The sequence below is a fragment of the Gillisella taibaishanensis genome (genome assembly GCF_001938985.1).
Classification (GTDB): domain Bacteria; phylum Pseudomonadota; class Alphaproteobacteria; order Rhizobiales; family Rhizobiaceae; genus Allorhizobium; species Allorhizobium taibaishanense.
Genome location: NZ_MKIN01000019.1, coordinates 265807 through 284646, shown reverse-complemented (window position 1 = coordinate 284646; position 18840 = coordinate 265807). Strand labels below are relative to the sequence as shown.

Annotated in this window: 14 protein-coding genes; 5 read left to right on the top strand and 9 right to left on the bottom strand. The window is 58.9% G+C overall.

Annotated elements, in window-relative coordinates; all coding sequences use genetic code 11:
• The 7 genes from tssF to tssA form a co-directional block, all read right to left on the bottom strand.
• On the bottom strand, window positions 1-1782 hold the full coding sequence (gene tssF / locus BJF91_RS04765) for a type VI secretion system baseplate subunit TssF (RefSeq protein WP_075613329.1): 1782 nt from the start codon (window positions 1780-1782) through the stop codon (window positions 1-3).
• Entirely contained in the window at window positions 1775-2284 is a 510-nt protein-coding gene (gene tssE, locus BJF91_RS04760; protein WP_075613328.1) for a type VI secretion system baseplate subunit TssE, read from the bottom strand. The genes tssF and tssE overlap by 8 nt, the downstream gene beginning before the upstream one ends.
• Complete coding sequence (locus tag BJF91_RS04755; RefSeq protein WP_075613327.1) at window positions 2277-3104, bottom strand: type VI secretion system accessory protein TagJ; 828 nt, start codon at window positions 3102-3104, stop codon at window positions 2277-2279. Before BJF91_RS04755 ends, tssE begins: the two co-directional genes overlap by 8 nt.
• Window positions 3101-4465 carry a type VI secretion system contractile sheath large subunit gene (gene tssC, locus BJF91_RS04750; RefSeq protein WP_184412866.1) on the bottom strand — a complete coding sequence of 455 codons (1365 nt, stop codon included), beginning with the start codon at window positions 4463-4465 and terminating at the stop codon, window positions 3101-3103. The genes BJF91_RS04755 and tssC (BJF91_RS04750) overlap by 4 nt, the downstream gene beginning before the upstream one ends.
• Before the next feature lie 126 nt (window positions 4466-4591).
• Window positions 4592-6073: a type VI secretion system contractile sheath large subunit gene (tssC, locus tag BJF91_RS04745; RefSeq protein ID WP_075613325.1), complete on the bottom strand. Its 1482-nt coding sequence runs from the start codon at window positions 6071-6073 to the stop codon at window positions 4592-4594.
• A gap of 154 nt (window positions 6074-6227) precedes the next feature.
• The gene (gene tssB / locus BJF91_RS04740; RefSeq protein ID WP_075613324.1) at window positions 6228-6743 is read right to left on the bottom strand and encodes a type VI secretion system contractile sheath small subunit; all 516 of its coding nucleotides are present in this window, start codon (window positions 6741-6743) and stop codon (window positions 6228-6230) included.
• Window positions 6744-6813: 70 nt separating this feature from the next.
• On the bottom strand, window positions 6814-7872 hold the full coding sequence (gene tssA, locus BJF91_RS04735; protein ID WP_075613323.1) for a type VI secretion system protein TssA: 1059 nt from the start codon (window positions 7870-7872) through the stop codon (window positions 6814-6816).
• Window positions 7873-8091: 219 nt separating this feature from the next.
• Here tssA and tssH point away from each other — a divergent pair, with 219 nt between their 5' ends.
• The 3 genes from tssH (at window position 8092) to BJF91_RS04720 (ending at window position 12031) form a co-directional block, all read left to right on the top strand.
• Entirely contained in the window at window positions 8092-10791 is a 2700-nt protein-coding gene (gene tssH, locus BJF91_RS04730; RefSeq protein WP_075613322.1) for a type VI secretion system ATPase TssH, read from the top strand.
• A gap of 61 nt (window positions 10792-10852) precedes the next feature.
• Window positions 10853-11329, top strand: a complete 477-nt coding sequence (locus tag BJF91_RS04725; protein WP_075613321.1) for an Hcp family type VI secretion system effector — start codon at window positions 10853-10855, stop codon at window positions 11327-11329.
• Between the two features lie 195 nt (window positions 11330-11524).
• Window positions 11525-12031, top strand: a complete 507-nt coding sequence (locus BJF91_RS04720; protein ID WP_075613320.1) for a hypothetical protein — start codon at window positions 11525-11527, stop codon at window positions 12029-12031.
• 125 nt (window positions 12032-12156) lie between these two features.
• On the opposite strand, the gene BJF91_RS04715 is transcribed toward BJF91_RS04720, so the two are convergent.
• Complete coding sequence (locus tag BJF91_RS04715; protein ID WP_075613319.1) at window positions 12157-14118, bottom strand: methyl-accepting chemotaxis protein; 1962 nt, start codon at window positions 14116-14118, stop codon at window positions 12157-12159.
• A gap of 197 nt (window positions 14119-14315) precedes the next feature.
• Here BJF91_RS04715 and BJF91_RS04710 point away from each other — a divergent pair, with 197 nt between their 5' ends.
• Both BJF91_RS04710 and secD read left to right on the top strand, forming a co-directional pair.
• Window positions 14316-14726, top strand: a complete 411-nt coding sequence (locus tag BJF91_RS04710) for a hypothetical protein (protein ID WP_075613318.1) — start codon at window positions 14316-14318, stop codon at window positions 14724-14726.
• Window positions 14727-14821: 95 nt separating this feature from the next.
• Complete coding sequence (gene secD, locus BJF91_RS04705; RefSeq protein WP_075613317.1) at window positions 14822-17347, top strand: protein translocase subunit SecD; 2526 nt, start codon at window positions 14822-14824, stop codon at window positions 17345-17347.
• A gap of 34 nt (window positions 17348-17381) precedes the next feature.
• Here the strand turns inward: secD and BJF91_RS04700 are convergent, their stop codons facing one another.
• On the bottom strand, window positions 17382-18818 hold the full coding sequence (locus tag BJF91_RS04700; RefSeq protein ID WP_075613316.1) for an FAD/NAD(P)-binding protein: 1437 nt from the start codon (window positions 18816-18818) through the stop codon (window positions 17382-17384).
• Window positions 18819-18840: the final 22 nt, after the last annotated feature.

Sequence of the window (18840 nt, the reverse complement as noted above, 5' to 3'; positions counted from 1 at the left end):
CTACAGCAAAGGCCGCTCTGCCGCGCGAGCGGGCCAGCGGACAATGGGTTCGGACTGGCCACGCATAGTCAGCGTCAGCCGGGTGAAGCTGTTGACGGAAGTGTAGAGCCCGCAAAAATGATCGAGAACGCTGCCAAAAATAAAGGCGGCTGGTCGGTCGATCATCGCAGGGTCGAATTCAATGGTAACCTCCGTGCCCGGCACCATGGCGGAACCAAGCCGGGCAAGAGTATGGCGCGCCTCCACTCGGCTGATCGCCTCCACCAACTGACGGGTTTCAGGCGCATCGCGCAGCGCATAAAGCGACAGGATGTCCTTCAGCGCCGAGCCGTCATTGTCGAACAGCGAAAGATGGTTGAGCAACAGATGCGAAACGAGCCGCCACTGCCGCGCGACCTTTTCGTGAACGCGAATGGTCGGTGTGGACGGCAGCAGCGCCTTGATCGTGTCGATTGCCTCGTTGCGCTTGACGAATTGCAGATGGGGATGGCCACCGCCAAAGGGAAGCTGGCCAACAAGATCACGGTTGAGGCAAAGCGTGTCGACGCTCGCCGTCATGCCAACTGGCTCGAGCGGCCCCTTGTCGCGATCGACGAAAGCGATCTGTGTGTCGGAAGACCCATCGTCTTCGTCGAAACGGCGGATCGCCTGCCAGAAGACGCTGTTATTGGCGCCTTTCTGGCTGCGCCCGAAGAAAGGCCGGGCGGTCTGCTCCTCGCCAGACGGAGTGGAGAGCCGAACCTGCTCAATGGTATAGATCTCCCGGGTATGTTGACGGCGACTATCCGGGAGCAATGGATATTCCGTGCGGCTGCCATCGAGCGTCATCGGCTCGGAGCTCTGCTGAAAGAGATTGATGACAGGGGAGGCGTTAAGTGCGATGTCGCTGGCAGACACCATGCGCTCCAGACGGGCATCACTGCTGTCGAGGTAGATGTAAAGCTCGACATCGTCGCCAGGCCAGCGGTCCATACCGTTGACGCTCAGAAACAGGAACTTCTGCGGCAGGGTAAAAAATTCGGTGAGCAGCCGATAACCGGCGAAGCTGCCTGACGCCGTCGGTAGCATGGCCTGTTCAGGATCAAAGCCCATGGGCTTCAGATTTTCCGCAGGCAGAAAGATCGCATTGCGGTCCTCAGAATGACGGGCGAGTGCCATGCCAATGCAATGGTTGGCCAGAAGCTCAAACAAGGTTGCAGCTTGCGCCCAGGCAGAAGCAATGAAAAAGCTCAGCCGCTTTATCCCTAGCCCAGCCATCGTCGCCTGGGTGGGCGCGGTCGAGCGCAATGACAGACGCAGCACGCCGGCCGCGCCTGCGAAGGGTGCCGGCGGGGCATCCAGCGGCAGACCCGTGAGGGTCGCCGCGCTGACCGTCAGCGGCACCACTTCCACATCCTGCGTGGTACGGAACTGGCAGGGATCGCCACCAACCGGCTCGCTGACGATATCGGTATGGCGCGGCAGCAATTGCATGGCCGACAGAGTCGCACCCGGTGCGAACTGCACGATACTCATGGGCGGCACCGGCGCCAGATAATGCGGGTAGAGCGTCTCCAAGAGGCTGTCAGTCAGCTCGGGAAACTCATCATCGAGCTTCTGGCGTACCCGGGCGGCGGAATAGGCAAAACTCTGGATGATCCGCTCCACATGGGGATCGTCGGCTACGTCGCCCGACAGCCTCAACCGTCCTGCAATCTTCGGAAAGGCACGGGCGAATTTTTCGGCGCGCCGGCGCAGCGAAAAAAGCTCGTCATTATAGCGCTCGAGAAAGGTCTCAGCCATTCGACGCCTCTATGCGAAATGCCTGGGTGGATGGATCGATGCGCGACTCAAAACTAACCGGCGGCATGCCGTCATGCAGGCGAAACGACGCCTGGATGCGCATGCGCAGCGCCCGGTCGCCTTCGTTGCTGCCCTTCAGGATCGTCACTTTGACATCGGTGAGACGCGTCTCGAACAGCGCAATGCGACGCTCGACCAACCGGGCGAGGCGAAGCTTCGACTCGTCGGTGACGAGGCTTGCCGAGAGAATTCCGTCTACGCCGTAGGACACGAGAGCATCCTGCAACTCGCCCAGCTTTTCCGGCGGCGCCTGCGGGCAGCGCCGGGTATTCAGAAGTGCCTCCAGGTCACGACGGATCAGTTCGCGCATTTCGCGCACCTGTTCGCTCGGGCTGATCTGCTGGTCAGTCTCCAGATCGGGCGTGTCGTCCAACAACCGGTCGAGCACGGAGCGGCTGTAGACTCGATCCGACGGCCTGAAACGCTGTAGCGGATCAACCATGGGCAGCCTGCTTTTCAGCCGCGCTCTGTGCCTCAAGGCGCTCGATGTCGTGGAATGACACGAGGTCCTCGCCGGCAAGAAGGCAGCGCTGGCCAAGTCCGGCGACGAGACCGCCCGGCAAATCGAGCCACTCAGTCTCATGACCGAGCTTCAGGGCAGCGCTAGCGTCTGCACCATAGTAGAGTGCCGGCAACAGGACGGCTGCCTCGGCGCCGCTTTCGAGCGTCAGTTCGGCCGGACGGAAAGCCATATCGCGAGGCCTGCGGATAGGCTGTACGGCAATTGCCGCAACCCGCGCGAAATCCACCCAGAGATAGGCGCCGCCATCGGTGAGAACCTCGAGCGCGTGCGGAATACGGTCATCGAGATCACGCACGTCAGATACTGACTTGCCGTTGAACGAAACCGGCACTTCCCCGCGTTGTTCATCGAGTTCGGCCAGAAGGGCGGTCGCTTCCGCGCCAGCACCCTCTTTCAGGGCCAGGTTGAGCTTAAGCGCAATGGTGTCGCATTGCGTCGGTCCACCCGGAAAATCCGGCACCGCACCGGTCTCAAACCAAGCCTTGCGGGCTTCCATTGCCCGGATCTGCCTGCGCAACAGGGCAAAGCCCAGAGCGTCCTCGGGCTGGAACCTTACGGCTAATTCGCACTGGCTGTCGGCCTTCTGGTAGTCGCCATCAAGGATCAAAAGATCGATATAGAGGTGGCGCAGATCGTGATCGGCAGCGCCGGTCTTCAGCGCGGCCTTGACGGCATCCAGCGCTCCGGGAAGATCGGCATTGTCAAGCAGATCGGCGATGCGGCGGGAAGCGATGCTCATGCAAAAATCCTTTTCGTGTCCGTCGCGCCGGCCGATGCGCCTAGGGCCGCATTCGAGGTTTCGGCGACGAGGTGGAAGCTGGTGGAGATATCGTCGAGCTGGAAATGCGGCTGTAGCCGCACGGTGCAGGAAAACGCGCCCGGCTTGCCGGGAATTTCGGTGACGCGTATACCAGCCGAGCGCAGCGGATAGCGACCTCTGAGCGATACTTCGGCATCGTCATTGCCGAGCGTATAGCCGGACAGCCAATCTTCCAGCCGGCGCTGAATGACGTTGGCGGTCGACAACTGGCCGATATTGTCGCGCATGATGACCTTCAGGTAATGCGAGAAGCGTGAGGCGCAAAGGACGTATTGCAGCATTGCCGCAAGCTTCGCATTCTGCCGCGCCGTTTCGCTGGAATAATGGCCCGGCGCATGCAGCGATTGATTGGCGTTGAAAATTGCGTTCGACGACAGATAGGTCGTAGAGACGGGAACCAGACCAAGTTCCGAAAATTGCAGTTCCTGCATTCGGGTCAGACGCACTTCGACCGGCGGCTGCGCCGACAGCCCGTGACTTTCGATGCCGGTATCGAGGCCAGGTAATTCCCAGGGCGCCAGCATGCCACCGTCGATCTCGTCCTGGGTCACGCCACGCATATCGGCAAACCAGCCGCTATCGATAAAGGTGCGCAAAATCACAGTGGCGAAGGCAAAGGCGCCATTGCCCCAAAGCAGCGTTTCGCCACTCTCTGCAATGTGCTCACGGAACGGGAAGCCGTCATTGCGCTTGCGCCAAAAGGGTTTGTGGGGACGGCGCATCAGCACGCGCGGTGCCACGAGTCCGATGAAGCGGGAATCCTCGTTGCCTCGCAGGCTGTTCCAGCGAAGGCGACCTTTATCCTGCTGCAGCCAGGAGAAATCGAGCACGCGGTTGAGTTCGCGGAAGCTTTCAAGCCCAACAGAAGCAGGCGACGCGCCTGATATGAACGGGCAGAAGGCGGCAGCCGCAACTGTGCCCAACCGGGCCAGCGTGCTGATCGTGTCGGTACTCTCGAGATCCTGCGGCGAGAGGTCGTAATCACCAACCAACAAGCCGAACGGCTCTCCACCGGGCATGCCAAATTCACGGTTATAAACCAGCTCAAAAAGGTGGCTCTGGTCGAAATCGGTGGCGCGCTCCATGCTGCGCGCCAATTCCTTCCAGCTGGCGCTGATCACCCGGATCTTCACATCGGGGCTGCTGCTTGCTTCGCGCACCAGCATGGCAAGGCCCAGCCACCGCGCTTCCATTGCCTGGAAGTCGGTATGATGCAGGATGGCATTGACCTGCCGGTTCAGCACCGCATCGATTTCAGCGATCAGCCGATCCGCCAGCACTCGCGACGATATCCTCACTGTTTCCCCCGATGGACACCTGGCTATTGCCCTGTCCCGCCGACCCTTAACCCTTGCGCCTGATAGCGCGCCTGCGCGGAGCGTTCCCCGCGCAGGCGTGGCTCCTCGTTAATTCTTCGATGGGATACGAGCGACCATGCGCAGCGAGGTCGTGAGTTCCTCCATCTGCAGCCAGGGACGCAGCCAGGCTACGGCGTTGTAGGAGCCCGGCTTTCCGGGGATTTCCTGCACCGTCACCTTGGCATCGCGCAGCGGATAACGGGCGCGGGAATCTTCACCGGCATCGTCATTGGCGTTGACGTAGTTGGCGATCCAGCGGTTCAGCCAGACTTCGCAATCGTCCGCTTCCATGAAGGAACCGATCTTGTCGCGACCCATCACCTTCAGATAATGAGCGAAACGCGAAGTCGCCATCATATAGGGCAGGCGTGCCGACACGGCTGCATTGGCGGTGGCTTCCGGCTTGTCATAGAGCTTTGGCTTATGGGCAGTTTGCGCGCCGAAGAAGACGGCATAGTCGGTGTTCTTGTAGTGGCAGAGCGGCAGGAAGCCGAGCTTGCCGAGTTCGGCGTCGCGCCGGTCGGTAATGCCGACTTCGGTCGGGCATTTCAGGTCAAGATCACCGTCATCGCTGGAGAACACATGCATCGGCAGGTTTTCGACCTTACCGCCATTTTCAGCACCACGGATTGCCGTGCACCAGCCGTTTTTGGCAAAAGCTTCCGTCAGTCGCGTGCCCATCACGTAAGACGCGTTCATCCAGCAATAGCTGTCGTGATGCAGTTCACCGCTGGTCTCGCCCTGCGTCTCGTCGAAGTTGAATTCGTCGATTTGGCTGGTCTTCGGGCTATAGGGCATGCGGGCGAGAACGCGCGGCAGCGCGAGCGTTACGAAACGCGAATCGTCGCTTTCGCGGAAGCTGCGCCATTTCGCGTATTCGACCGTTTCGAAGATCTTCTCGAGATCCCGCGGGCGCGACAGCTCGCGGAAATCGTCGAAGCCAAACATGCGTGGGCTCGCGGCTGAAATGAACGGTGCGAACGCTGCTGCGGCAATCGACGAGACACCCTGAAGGGTCTGCACGTCCTCAAACGAGTTGTCGAACTCGTAGTCGCCGACGATTGCGCCCATCGGTTCGCCACCAGGCGTGCCGAACTCATCTTCGTAAATCGACTTGAACAGCCGCGACTGGTCGAATTCAACTGCCTTTGCGAGGTCTTTCGAGATTTCGCGCTTGGATGCGTTGAGCACACGGATCTTCAGATTGACGCTGGTCTCGGAGTTTTTGACCAGATAGTGCAACCCGCGCCAGCTACCCTCGAGCTTGGTAAATTCCGGCGATTGCATGATCGCGGCGAGCTGAGTGGAAATCACCCGGTCCAGCTCAGCAATAGCATTGTTCAGAGTGACCGTCAGGTTGCGGTCATATTTCACGGTGCCCTTGAGGGCCTGGTCGGTCAGCGTGTTGAGCAGGCTGCGGGCGCGGTCAGGCTCGGTCTGACGGGTGGCGGCGACGACTTTCGAGAGAAGCCCTTGCTCCTCGGTGGTCGATGCCGCTTCATTCGACTTCAAAACGCTTTCAGCGCTCATCTCTTCAATCCTTCCAATGCGGCGTCACATCCGGGCCGCCAGAAAAAGAGGTTGGGGTTAAAGCATCGGACCGAAACATGGGAACCGGTTTTCGGAAAATCCGATGCAAAAACATAAATCTAGAGCATCGGACCGATGCTCTATGCGGCTGGTCTCAGCTCTGGCCATTGCTGTCGGGTCGGTCTTTCAGCTCGGCAACGAGTTTGGAAAGATCACCACGGTTCTGCAGAATGTCTTCAAGCAGCCGCTCCAGGTCTTCCGAGCGGTCGGCCTTGCTCAGCAGGTCGCGCAATTCGTTGCGAGCATCGAGGAGCGCCTTCAGCGCGGGAACCTGCTGCACAACAGAGCCAGGCAGGAAGTCGTCCATGCTTTCAAATTTCAAATTGACTGCAATGTCGGTCCCGTCATTCTCGATCGTATTCTTGACCTGCAGATTGAGGCCAGGCGTCATACGCCGCATCACGTCGTCGAAATTGTCCCGATCGATCTGGACGAACTTGCGCTCGTTGAAAGGCTTCAGCGGCTGGGTCGGATTACCCGAGAAATCACCGAGGACACCCACGACGAAGGGCAGCTCCTTGACCACCATCGCACCTTCGGTTTCAACCTCGTACTTGATGTGAACTCTCGGCTTGCGCACCCGCTCAAGCTTCTCATGTACACTTGCCATAACTCACCCTCCTAAATAGCCCCTGGGCATCGAAAGATTGCAGATCGACGCAGCAAGTCCTGCCGCGCCACTAAGTTCCATTCTCCCGCGCCGGCTTGATGCCGGCTGCGATGAGAACGGCGTTTCGGGTCTGTGCCTCCGGCAGCAATTCCGTCAGCAATTCGGAAAAATCCATGCGCCCACGGCGCACCAATGTCTCGATCGCGAGTGAAATCGGCGAGTGCGGCTCGGTGCGTCGGAAATAACGGGCGACATTCATCAGGAGATCGAAGGCTTCCTCACGGGAGGCGATTCCCTCTGGCGTGCGGGCCGGCTGCGGCGCCGCAATCGGCATCGCATCGTCCGAAACTGACGCGACCTTCTCTGGCGAGATTGTTTCGGACGACGAAGCGCCATCGTCGCGACCGCCAAGTGCACGGATAGCTGCGGCAATCTCTTCCAGCACGTTGCGGATATTAGATGCTGGTGGCGCGAGCTGACCGTAACGCTCCGTAACCAGCGCATTAAAGGCGTTGAAGGCAGCAAGGCAAGCACTCACCTCGGCAAGATGCGCGGACATAGCTGCAATTCCGGCCTCCGCGGCAGCCTGATGCAACTCGTCGCGCCGGCCAGCCTCATCATTGCGCTGAGCAAGCTGGAAATCCCAAAGTGTAAATTCACCGAATTTACCGCCTGGCAGCAACGATGACAGACGAAGGGGCTGAATCAATGTTCCTTCGGCGCCGAAACCGTTCAAACCCGCAAACGGAGCGAACTTTTCTTCAGCATCTTCATCGTCGATGGAATGAAGCTCGTCGGCATGTCGTTCTATAAGCGACGCTGTCGCTTCATAGACATCTTTCAAGCCGCCAAAACCTTCAAGTCGCAAACGGGATTCTGCAAGCCAAGCCAATACTTCGATGTCTTTGCTGATCGAAGAAATAATCTGCAACCCGAGATTGCTGACAACGTTCCAATTCTGGGAAACTTTGATCACCTCACCGGGTGATGCAGCTCTTTCCTCAGTCCTTGCTTGGTTCCTGGCGTCCTTAATTCTATAGTATACATCACGAAAATTCGCATCCACGCGAATATTATTTCCGCACGGTCCATTTTCTACTAACGCTTTAGCCAAATCATTGTCACTCAACGATAGACTAGCTCCGTTTTGAATTAACTAATATATCCCGCTTGCTAATGTGGAGCGCAGTTATATTTTTGTCAACCTGAGGTCAATTGTTTGAAGCTAAGCAGATCGGCAGTCTTTGCATTTCTTAAAAAATTTGCGCGCCGGTCTGGACAGGTCGCATTTAGCGCCTTAGTTGTTCATTCCAACGAGGGTAAGGTCGTTGCTGGGGAGGCGTTCCGGATGTCGCATATTGACGTCAATCGGTTGATCGAATCGTTTGAGCCAAATTTGCGTGTCGCACTTGAGACGGCCGCATCCACGGCGGCTAGCCGTAATCACGGCCAGGTTGATATCGCCCATTTTTTAGCAGCCATTCTTGATGCCGCGATTTTTCAGGAAACGCTCGATAAATTGGGCTTGCCGCTCGCTGCGCTCCGTCGTGAAGTCAATGACACCCTCGACGACACAGCCGTTACCGGCTCCGATCAGCTGGCACTATCTCAGAACATTCTCACCCTTGGCCGCGAGGCATGGATTTGCGCCTCGCTGCAATCTGGTCGGAACGCGATAATGCTTTCCGACATCTTTGTGGCGATGGATGATGAGCCGTCGTTGCGGACGCTTACTCGCGGCCGTTTCCCATCGCTGCGCATGGTCGACCGAAGCGCGTTGCAGGCATTGCTGCAGGCGGAGGATACAGGCGAGGCGGCGGCTTCAACCCTGTCGACGGCGCCTGTTCGCAACGACGAGTTCCTCAGACTCTATACACATGACCTGACGGAAGACGCTAAAACTGGCCGTCTCGACCCTGTGGTCGGTCGCGATGGCGAGTTGCGGCAGATGATTGATATTCTGCTGCGCCGGCGCCAGAACAATCCAATCCTCGTCGGAGAAGCCGGGGTCGGCAAGACGGCCGTTGCCGAAGCGCTTGCGCTGGAAATTGCAGCCGGTCGCGTGCCGGAAAAACTGCGGGATGTACGGCTGCTGATGCTTGACCTTACACTCCTGCAAGCCGGAGCCGGCGTGAAGGGCGAGTTCGAGCGGCGACTGACCGGCGTGATCGAAGCGGTAAAGCGCTCGCCTGAACCAATCATATTGTTTATTGACGAAGCCCACGGACTGATCGGCGCTGGTGGTGCAAGCGGGCAGGGCGACGCTGCCAACATTCTGAAGCCTGCTTTGGCGCGTGGCGAAGTTCGAACAATCGCCGCTACGACCTGGAGCGAATACAAGCGCTACTTCGAAAAGGACGCCGCACTAACCCGTCGTTTCCAGCCGGTACAGGTGCGTGAGCCGGATGAAGAGACGGCTATTCGCATGTTGCGCGGTGTCGCGGGCACCTTCATGTCTCACCACGGCGTGGCAATCCGCGACGAGGCGATCGTTGCTGCCGTGCAGCTTTCAGCGCGGTTCCTCCCCGCCCGGCAATTGCCTGACAAGGCCGTGAGCCTGATCGATACCGCCGCGGCGGCCGTGTCGCTCGCACGCCAGACCGTGCCGGAACAGTTGCTGCTCATGCAAAGCGAGCTTGCGCATCTGAACGTCGAGGCCGAATGGCTGGCACGCGAGGCCGATGACGCTGAGCTTGACGAGCGGCGCGCTGCGGTCCAAGCCGAAATAGAGCGTCTCACTGGAGAAATAGAGGCCTTGCAAGCCCGATACGACGCGGAAATTGCTGCCCTTGCGGCTACTGAAGCCACGCCGCCTGCAACGTCCGATGTTGTGCCTGCTTTAGCAGAGCCCGTTGCTAACATCACCCCGCTGCGCAGCCGTGGCCTGACCCGCCGTGCCGCATCGCTGGCGCCAACCGCCGCCGGCGAAGAAAGACTGGTGCCGCGCGTGGTCGATCGCAACGTGATTGCCTCGGTCCTGTCCCGTTGGACCGGCATTCCGCTCGGCAAGCTGCTGGCTGACCAGATCGAAAGCGCAAAGAGCCTCGACAAGCGTCTGAAGGACAAGGTGATCGGCCAAGATGCTGCTCTTGAGCGAATTGCCGATGCAATGCGCGCGGCACGGGCCGGTCTTTCCGATCCGCGCCGTCCGCCGGCTGTCTTCATGCTGGTCGGCATGTCTGGTACCGGCAAGACTGAGACTGCCCTGACGCTTGCCGATCTTCTCTACGGCGGCAGTCAGCATCTGACGGTCATCAACATGTCAGAGTTCAAGGAGGAGCATAAGGTGTCGATGCTTCTCGGCGCACCTCCCGGCTATGTCGGTTATGGCGAAGGTGGTGTTTTGACCGAGGCCGTCCGCCGCCGGCCTTACGGCGTGCTGCTGCTCGATGAAATCGACAAGGCACATCCTGGTGTGCAGGACATTTTCTACCAGGTGTTCGACAAGGGCATGCTGCGCGACGGCGAAGGCCGCGATGTCGACTTCCGCAACACCACGATTTTCATGACGGCCAATACCGGCTCGGAGTTGCTTGCATCGCTTGCCGCCGATCCGGAAACCATGCCCGAAGGCGAGGCGCTGGAAGCGCTGCTGATGCCGGAGCTGCAAAAGCAATTCAAGCCTGCTTTCCTCGGCCGGACCGTGCTTCTGCCCTTCATGCCGCTCGACAGGCCGGCGCTGGCACGGATCGTCGACATCCAGATTGACAAAATTCGCGAGCGGATTTTCTCCGCTTACGGAACGGAGCTGACCTTGTCCGAAGCGGCGCGTGAGGCGCTGGTCGCAAGGGCAGCTGCAAGCGAAATCGGGGCTCGAGCCATAGAAATCATGATTGGCCGGGACTTGTTGCCACCGCTCTCCAGTTTCTTCCTGGAACTGGTCGCATCGGGGGCAAAACTTGCGCATGCGCAGGTGACACATGACGAAAATGGGTTCGGCGTTCGCGCCGAGGCCGCTGGGGAACAAGAGGAATTCGTCGATGCCTCTGCCGCATCGATGGATAAGGACGCCGCGTCGGAAGGGGTATCCAGACGCATGCGGCAGTGAGTGAAAGGTGAACCATGCCTCGCTGTGAACGAGGTTCTTTCAATTTTTATAGGAGAGTTATATGCCGATTTATCTGAAGATCGACGGTATCCAGGGTGATGCTACTCACGAAGAACATCGCAACTGGATGGATATCGAAGCCATCCACTGGAATGTCAGCCGCGCCATGAACACCACGGCCGGTTCGACCGCTAACCGCGAAGCTTCCGAGCCAGCGGTTTCCGAAGTGATCCTGACCAAAGTGAGCGATTCGTCCTCCACCAAGCTGTTCCAGGAAGCCTGCGCAGGCCGCACTGGTAAGCAGGCGGTGATCCACATGGTCACGACCGGCAATCCCGGCAATACCTATATCGAATACACGCTCACCAACACGCTGATCGCCAATTATTCCGTCGATTCCAGCGGTGACCGCCCGGTCGAAACCATCAAGCTGAACTTCACCAAGATCGAAGTGAAGTATACGCCTTACGACGACCAGAACAACCCGAAGTCGCCGATGATCGCTTCTTACGATCTGTCGACTACCAAGGCGGCTTAACGGTCATCTGGCACCGCCTTCGGGCGGTGCCGTTTTCACACGATGTCGGAGCAACCAGGACCCAAGGCAATTGGGTGCTAGAGACGGCTGCCGTCTTTGTAAGGGCATGTGGCTCAAAATCAACCGGACGATCTTCTAATACCTCGTCCACCGTCTGCTCATGCCATCAACTCGTTTTGTTTAAAGGAAATGGCTATGCCCGATTTTGATGTTTCTTCGTCTCGCCTCAAGATGAAACCGTTCAATGGTGACGGCGCATCTCAGCCAATGAGTCGTATGGGGCGTGGTCCGTCGCTGGACTATATCACCTACGCACCTGGCCCGCGGGAAGTTGGGACGCGCAATGCAGTTGGCGGTGCAGCCGCATCTGCTTTGCGAATGGGATCGGAAGCGCTCAACAGCTACGCGTTGACCCATTGGGCAACAAAATGGTTGGAAAATAACGAGGCGAAGATCCTCTCAAAGATGATGGAGAAAGGTGACGGCGCATTTGTCGTTCAGGTCAACTATATGGAGTCCGATGCATTTGAAACTCGGACATATCTTAGTCGGGACATTTATTTACTTGGAACTGTGCCAAAGGTTTCAGACGCCAGCAAGATTTTGACGCCTGAACTCATGTATGGACCCAAAATGGATATCCAGCGGCCCAACAACTCTATCAAGCTCCGTTATGCCTATCTGGTCGGCGAACGCGCGTAATGCGTGACTAATGACGCCAAGTAAGCGCCAGATGGCTTACAATTTCTGTCCTTGCCGTTAGGCGAGGAGATTTTGTTGCCAGCTGGCGCTTTAGCCAATGCACCACACTTTTGTCGGGCAGGCGATCAGAATTCTTCCCAATTGTCGGTCTTTGCTGCGCTGTTCAAGCCCAAAGCTTTTGCGACCTGTCCCACCATTTTGCGGGCAGGGGACGCGACGGCCCGCTGACCGCTTTGCGCGGGAGCAGGTGACGCATAGGCCGGCCTGGCCTGGGACGAGGTGCCGGCCATCCCGGTATTGCCGAGCTGGAATTGGCCGATCAATTGGCGAAGCTTTTCGGCTTCTCCGGCAAGTGAGCTGCTTGCCGCTGTGGCTTCTTCCACCATTGCGGCATTCTGCTGGGTCACTTGGTCCATTTGATTGATCGCGGTATTGACCTCTGCAAGACCGACAGATTGTTCGCGGGCAGATGTGGCGATCGCATCAAGCTGCCCATTGATCGCAACAACGTGACCTTCGATCACTTTCAGCACTTCACCAGTTGCAGAGACAAGTTTGACGCCGTTCTCCACCTCGTCAGCCGAATTGCGGATCAGGTCCTTGATTTCCTTGGCTGCCTGGGCGGAACGCTGTGCCAGTTCTCGAACTTCCTGAGCAACGACGGCAAAGCCTTTGCCTGCTTCACCCGCGCGAGCAGCTTCGACCCCAGCGTTCAGCGCCAGAAGATTGGTCTGGAACGCAATTTCATCGATAACGCCGATGATATTGGAGATTTTCGAGGAGCTGTCCTCAATCCGTTGCATGGCATTGACAGCGTTGGCAACGACGTCACCCGATTGCTGGGCGGAGCGGTTCGCTTCCATAGCAACGGAGCGGGCCTCTTCGGTTCTCTTCGCCGAATTAGAGACATTCGTCGTGATCTCGTTCAAAGCGGCTGCCGTTTGCTCGAGGGCGGCAGCTTGCTGCTCTGTGCGCTTGGACAAATCGTTGGCGCTGGTGCTGAGTTCTCGCGAGCCACCGTCGATCGAGCTCGTCGCATGGCTGACGGATCCCAACGTATCGCGCAGCTTCGAGACAGTCGCATTGAAATCTGCGCGCAACCCTTCGAATTCGCCGGAGAAGGGCTCCTGGAGGTGGAACGTCAGATCGCCATTGGCCATGTGCTGCAAGCCCTTTGCAAGGCCGGAGGTGGCCTGCGCCATCTCTGTGTTGCGCTTGCGGTCGGCCTCGGCAACCCGCTCGCGTTCAGCTTCACTGAGATCGCGCGTTTTGGCGGCTTCCTGCTCCAACGCCTTGGCGCGCAGACCGTTTTCCTTGAAGATCATCACGGCCTTCGCCATCGTGCCGACCTCATCTCGGCGATCAGCGCCATCGACAGGAGCGTCGAAGTTGCCGCCGGCCAGTATCTCCATGGTCCCGGCAATCTCTTTGATCGGCTGGACCAAGGATGAGCGGATGGTGAAGAAGCCAATCAGCAACACCACAAGCAACCCGCCGATGACACCTACGAGTGTCAGAACGGCGGTATAGTTGCTGTTATCGCTGAGATTGTCGCTACCCTTATTTGCGGCATCACTCGACGCGTTGATCATCTGAGAAAACTTCGCGGACAGTGCCGTAAAGCTTGGCTGACAATCCGCCAAATAGACGGTCTGGCTCGCGGCAATCTCGTCTGGCGTTATTGATTTTTTTGCGAGTTCGATCGTCTGGACGCAGGTCTTTTCAAGCAAGGTCACACCCTGCTCTTTCATCGTGCGAGCTTCGGCATAAGACGGAAGCGCGGCAATGGCCGTGTCCATATATTTTATGAAATTATCATGCTGAGTGGTAAATTCCTTTAGCGCGACATCGTTGCTTTGATCGTTTCTGGCCATCAGGAGGTCACCGAGTGCGGCGCGAGAGCCTTGCAGGGCTCTGTTGGCGCGCGAGGCATAAAGCGCAGCCTTGGTTTCCTGGTCGATCAGATTGCTGTAGCTGGTATCGGTCGCTTTGATCTGGTAGGCGGCATATCCGGCAACGCTAACTGCGAAGACGCCGAACAGGGCCATTATGAGCAGGAATTTTCCAATGATCGGGATGTTCCGCATGATGGTTGTGTCCGTAAAAGGAGTGTTTCAATTTCCCCTGTATTTATAGTTGCTATATAAATAAACTCTTTATTATTTAGAATTTTGCGTTTTTCTGTTTAAATTTAGGGAATGGCGTTGCCAGCTGTGAGCAGCGGTCTTCTCCCTTTTGCTGCTTGCGCCTCGACAGCCTGGCCCCCTTCTGATAGGCAGATCCCATGGCGATGCAACGCGAAGCGACATCCCGCGAGACGATCGCCTCCTCAGCACCTGCCTTCAGGCCAGCTCTGCTCGTTGCCTTTCTGGCACTAGCAATTGCCTATCTCGGCTGGTCTTTCCATGGGCCGCGACCTGTTCTGACACCGCATGGTGCCATTGCCGTATCGCACGGCCAGCCGTCACAGCACCTTGCTGCACGCGATCCGATTGGACGCGCGTTTGCCGTTTCGGCAAGACCCGATCCACGTGTTCCGCCGCCTCCGCCGGGCATCAGCTTCTCGATTGCCGCATGGACTGTACCCGGCCACTTCATTGCCGCACAATCTCTACCAACTGCACCGGTGGATGGCGTCACCGATAGGCCAAATAGGGCCAATCCACCCCGCGCCCCGCCTTGCCTCACCGTCTGATCTAACTTTTCCGATCAACGTGCGTCCGCGCCGTCGCCTCTGCTAGCCCTTCGCCAGCGGGGGTGACGAGGCCGGTGCAGGCATGGATAGACATCATGAAAACATCTCCCTGGCTGGTGGCCACCTACGTGGTTATCATCGCCCTTGGCATTCTCACGGCTCTGCCAAACATTCTTTCACCTGCTGCTCTGAACGCTCTCCCGTCCTGGTTTCCAAAAGACAGAGTCTCGCTTGGCCTGGACCTGAGAGGTGGCTCCCATCTCGTGCTCGAAGTCGATAGCGCCGACCTCGTGCAGGAGCGTCTGCAAGGCCTTATCCAGGACTCGCGCAAAGCCCTCCGTGAGGCCGGTATTGATGGCGCTACGGCCCGCAAAAGCGGATCACAACTTATCGTCACACTGCCAAACGCGGACCTACGGCCTGTGGCCCTAAAGGCGCTTGATACGCTCGCGCATCCGGTCGGCCTGTCGTCGACGCCCGATCTCGCCTTTGCCGGCAGTGGTGCGACGATTTCCGTCACCATGACCGAGGCCGGGATCACCGATCGGGCCAATGCCGGCGTCGAGCAGAGCTTGGAAATCATCCGTCAGCGCATCGATCAGGTCGGCGTGGCCGAGCCAACGATCCAGCGGATTGGCGGAGACCGTATCCTGGTGCAATTGCCGGGCACTCAAGACCCTGCCCGTATCCGGGAATTGCTCGGCTCCACCGCGAAAATGAGCTTTCACATGCTGTCGGATACGGCAACCGATGGCAGCGCCGTGCCGCGTGGCGTAACGCTGCTGAAGGATGACGAAGGCCGAACCTATCCCGTCGAGGATCGCGTGAAACTGGCCGGCGACCGGTTGACAGATGCCCGCGTCAGCTTCGATCAAAATACCAATGAGCCGCTGGTCAGTTTCCGCTTCGATACGGCAGGCGCGGCACGCTTCGCCGACATCACCCGCACCAATGTCGGCAAGCCCTTTGCCATCGTGCTCGATGACAAGGTTCTGTCGGCACCGGTGATCCGAGAGCCGATCACTGGCGGCTCCGGCCAAATATCGGGCAATTTCACTGTTGAAAGCGCCACTGATCTCGCGGCCCTGCTGCGGGCGGGGGCGTTGCCGGTCAAACTGACGGTCATCGAGGAACGCACGGTCGGAGCCGATCTCGGGGCCGACGCTATCAAGATGGGCGTCTATACCGGTCTGATCGGCTTTGGCCTCGTCGTCGGTTTCATGATCGTCCTCTATGGCCGCTGGGGCGTCCTTGCCAATCTGGCGCTGGGCTTGAACGTCATCCTGACGTTTGCCGCCTTGTCCTGGCTCGGGGCAACGCTGACACTGCCGGGCATTGCCGGCATCGTGCTCGGCATAGGCCTCGCAGTCGACGCCAACGTGCTCATCAATGAGCGTATCCGCGAAGAAAGCCGTAAGGGCCGCAGCGCCATAGCGGCGCTCGATGCCGGCTTTCAGCGGGCCTATTCCACAATTATTGACAGCAATGTTACTGCGCTGATCGCAACGCTGCTGCTGTTCTGGTTCGGCTCCGGCCCTGTACGGGGCTTTGCCATCACCATGGGGTTGGGCATTGCCATTTCCATGTTTACGGCAGTTTCCGTCGTGCGCGTTGTGATGCTGGCCATCGTGCGACGATTCAAACTGAAGCGGTTGGAGATCAAGCCGCTGTTTCCAATCCAACTCATTCCCGATGGCACCAAGATTCGCTTCATGCGGGCGCGGTTCTTTGGCATTGGCGTTTCGGCTCTGCTATCGATTGCTTCGCTTGTCCTGTTTTTCGCACCAGGCCTTAATTACGGCGTCGATTTCCGCGGTGGCATTCAGCTTGAAGTGGTGACGGATGGGCCGGCTGACCTCGCTGCGTTTCGTTCCGGCCTCGATGGGCTGGGATTGGGCGACGTCACCCTGCAGGAATTCGGCGATACAAGGCACCTCCTGGTTCGCGTCGAGCGCCAGCCGGGCGGCGAGGAGGCCCAGACGGCGGCAGTCGAACGTTTGCGCACGGAAGTCAAAGCCGTCGACGCTACGGCGACTGTCGCCCGTACCGAAGTTGTCGGCCCGAAGATATCAGGGGAACTGGCGACCGCTGGCATCCTGTCCGTCGTGCTCGCCAGCCTTGCCATGCTCGCCTATATCTGGTTCCGCTTTGAATGGCCTTTCGCCGTCGGAGCGATTGCAACGCTGGTGCTGGATGTGACAAAAACCATCGGCTTCTTCGCGTTGACCGGGCTCGACTTCAACCTGACGGCCATTGCCGCACTGCTGACGCTGGTCGGCTATTCCGTCAACGACAAGGTGGTGGTCTATGATCGGATGCGCGAAAACATGCGGCTCTACAAGAGCATGCCACTGCGCGACCTGATCGATCTATCGATCAACGAAACGCTGGCCCGCAGCCTCTACACGTCCGCCACCGCTTTTCTATCGCTGCTGCCGATGGCGATCTGGGGTGGTAGCGCTGTGGAAAGCTTCGCTGTGCCGATGATCTTCGGTATTTTGATTGCCGCCTCGTCCTCGGTCTTTATCGCCGCACCAATCCTGCTCTTCCTCGGCGATTGGCGGCGCAAGCGCTCGGGCGGATCAGAGGCTGAAAAAACGGCTGTGACGGTTGCCGCATAAGTCAGCGGCGGCACGAGGGATGCTCTCGGCGATATCAAGCGGCGTTTTCCGTCGCTTGATGACCGCCCTCAGCAAGCCCCAAGGTGGCGACGAGATGATCGGCAACCTGCCTGGCATGTTCGGAAACCTGCGGCAGGCCCATCAATTCTCCGAAGGTACCGCGTGCCAGAGGACCGGCGACGAGCAGGCGAGGGGTGGCGTTTCCGTGCTCATCGAGTAGCCGGGATTGCCGGTCGCAAGCAAGGCCGAGACCGGTCGGGTCGAGCGCGACAAGCCCTTTCGCCGCCAGATCCCGAAGGAAGGGCTGGTTTCCAATAATGCCACCATGGGCCGGGCCGGTAGCAATGACCACGGCGTCAAAATGGTGATTGATAACCCTGCGGCTGCGCGTCTCGCGCAGCGTGATGGCGATTTCCTCGCCGGATTGCGAGGCATCCTGAACGGAGGCCGCGAGGACCCGCATTTGTCCTGAGGCAACTGCCTGATCGATAGCGGCCTCAATCTGCGGCGCGATCCTGAAGCGATGCACGTCCCAAAAAGGCCTGAGATGGCGCACCAGCCGCCGCCGCTCCTCGATCGACAGTTGGGGCCAAATCGCCTGAGCCTGGCTGCGTACGCTGTCGAGAACCGCATGCCAGCTGGTACCCTCGGCCGCTGCGCGACCGATCTCCTCGCGGATTTGCCGCGTCAATTGTCGAACCGACGTGACCGGCCGGCTCGAAAAATCCCCAAACGGCTCCTGCGGCATCTGGGCATGTCCCCTTGATCGCAGGCCGCGCCGTGAAATGCTGATGATCGGCCCAGTATGGCCAGCGTCCAGCAGGGTCGCGGCGATATCCGCACCGGTCAACCCATTGCCGACGATCAGAACCCGGTGGTGTGGGCGGATCGTGCTCAATGCATCCGCCTGAGTGGCGTCAGCCACGAAGCCAGGATGGCCGCCAAGGGCGACGGCCAGCGCTTTCGGTGGTGACGGGGAGGGATGGCTGGTCGCGATCACCACGGCATCCGCATCTTGCACAGTGCCATCGGCGCCGGTGATACGCCAGCGTGATGCGTCGCGCTCGATATGCTCTATCTTCGCGCGCGCATGTTCAACGCGTCCCTCGGTGAGATACGGTGCCAGCCTTGCCGTGACATACGTCCCAAAATCCCGCCGGCGCGGGAAGACCCGACCGTCATCAAGCACCGCCTGGCGGTCTTGTCGGTCAAGGCCCTGTTGCTTCACCCAGCTGAGGAAATCGTCCATCACATCAGGATCGAGGCTCATCCGGTCTGCCGGCACATTGATGCGGTGCGACGGATTGCTTGTGTCGTAAGCCAGCCCTGCGCCAATGATGGCGCGCGGCTCGTATACGACGATGCGGACGGTACCCGGCCGACTTTTGCGGGCAAGGTTCCACGCCACGGCAGCCCCGGTAAAGCCGCCGCCGATAATGGCGACGGTTGGACGATGGTTGACGTCGGACATGAATTTCTCCGTCTCTTAAACC

Excerpts from the sequence above, each read along its gene's own strand:
- secD (WP_075613317.1), top strand. The coding sequence starts at position 14,822 with ATGAAAACATCTCCCTGGCTGGTGGCCACCTACGTGGTTATCATCGCC.
- BJF91_RS04715 (WP_075613319.1), bottom strand. The coding sequence starts at position 14,118 with ATGCGGAACATCCCGATCATTGGAAAATTCCTGCTCATAATGGCCCTG.
- BJF91_RS04720 (WP_075613320.1), top strand. The coding sequence starts at position 11,525 with ATGCCCGATTTTGATGTTTCTTCGTCTCGCCTCAAGATGAAACCGTTC.
- tssH (WP_075613322.1), top strand. The coding sequence starts at position 8,092 with ATGTCGCATATTGACGTCAATCGGTTGATCGAATCGTTTGAGCCAAAT.
- tssE (WP_075613328.1), bottom strand. The coding sequence starts at position 2,284 with ATGGTTGATCCGCTACAGCGTTTCAGGCCGTCGGATCGAGTCTACAGC.
- BJF91_RS04725 (WP_075613321.1), top strand. The coding sequence starts at position 10,853 with ATGCCGATTTATCTGAAGATCGACGGTATCCAGGGTGATGCTACTCAC.
- BJF91_RS04710 (WP_075613318.1), top strand. The coding sequence starts at position 14,316 with ATGGCGATGCAACGCGAAGCGACATCCCGCGAGACGATCGCCTCCTCA.
- tssB (WP_075613324.1), bottom strand. The coding sequence starts at position 6,743 with ATGGCAAGTGTACATGAGAAGCTTGAGCGGGTGCGCAAGCCGAGAGTT.
- BJF91_RS04700 (WP_075613316.1), bottom strand. The coding sequence starts at position 18,818 with ATGTCCGACGTCAACCATCGTCCAACCGTCGCCATTATCGGCGGCGGC.
- BJF91_RS04755 (WP_075613327.1), bottom strand. The coding sequence starts at position 3,104 with ATGAGCATCGCTTCCCGCCGCATCGCCGATCTGCTTGACAATGCCGAT.
- tssC (WP_075613325.1), bottom strand. The coding sequence starts at position 6,073 with ATGAGCGCTGAAAGCGTTTTGAAGTCGAATGAAGCGGCATCGACCACC.
- tssF (WP_075613329.1), bottom strand. The coding sequence starts at position 1,782 with ATGGCTGAGACCTTTCTCGAGCGCTATAATGACGAGCTTTTTTCGCTG.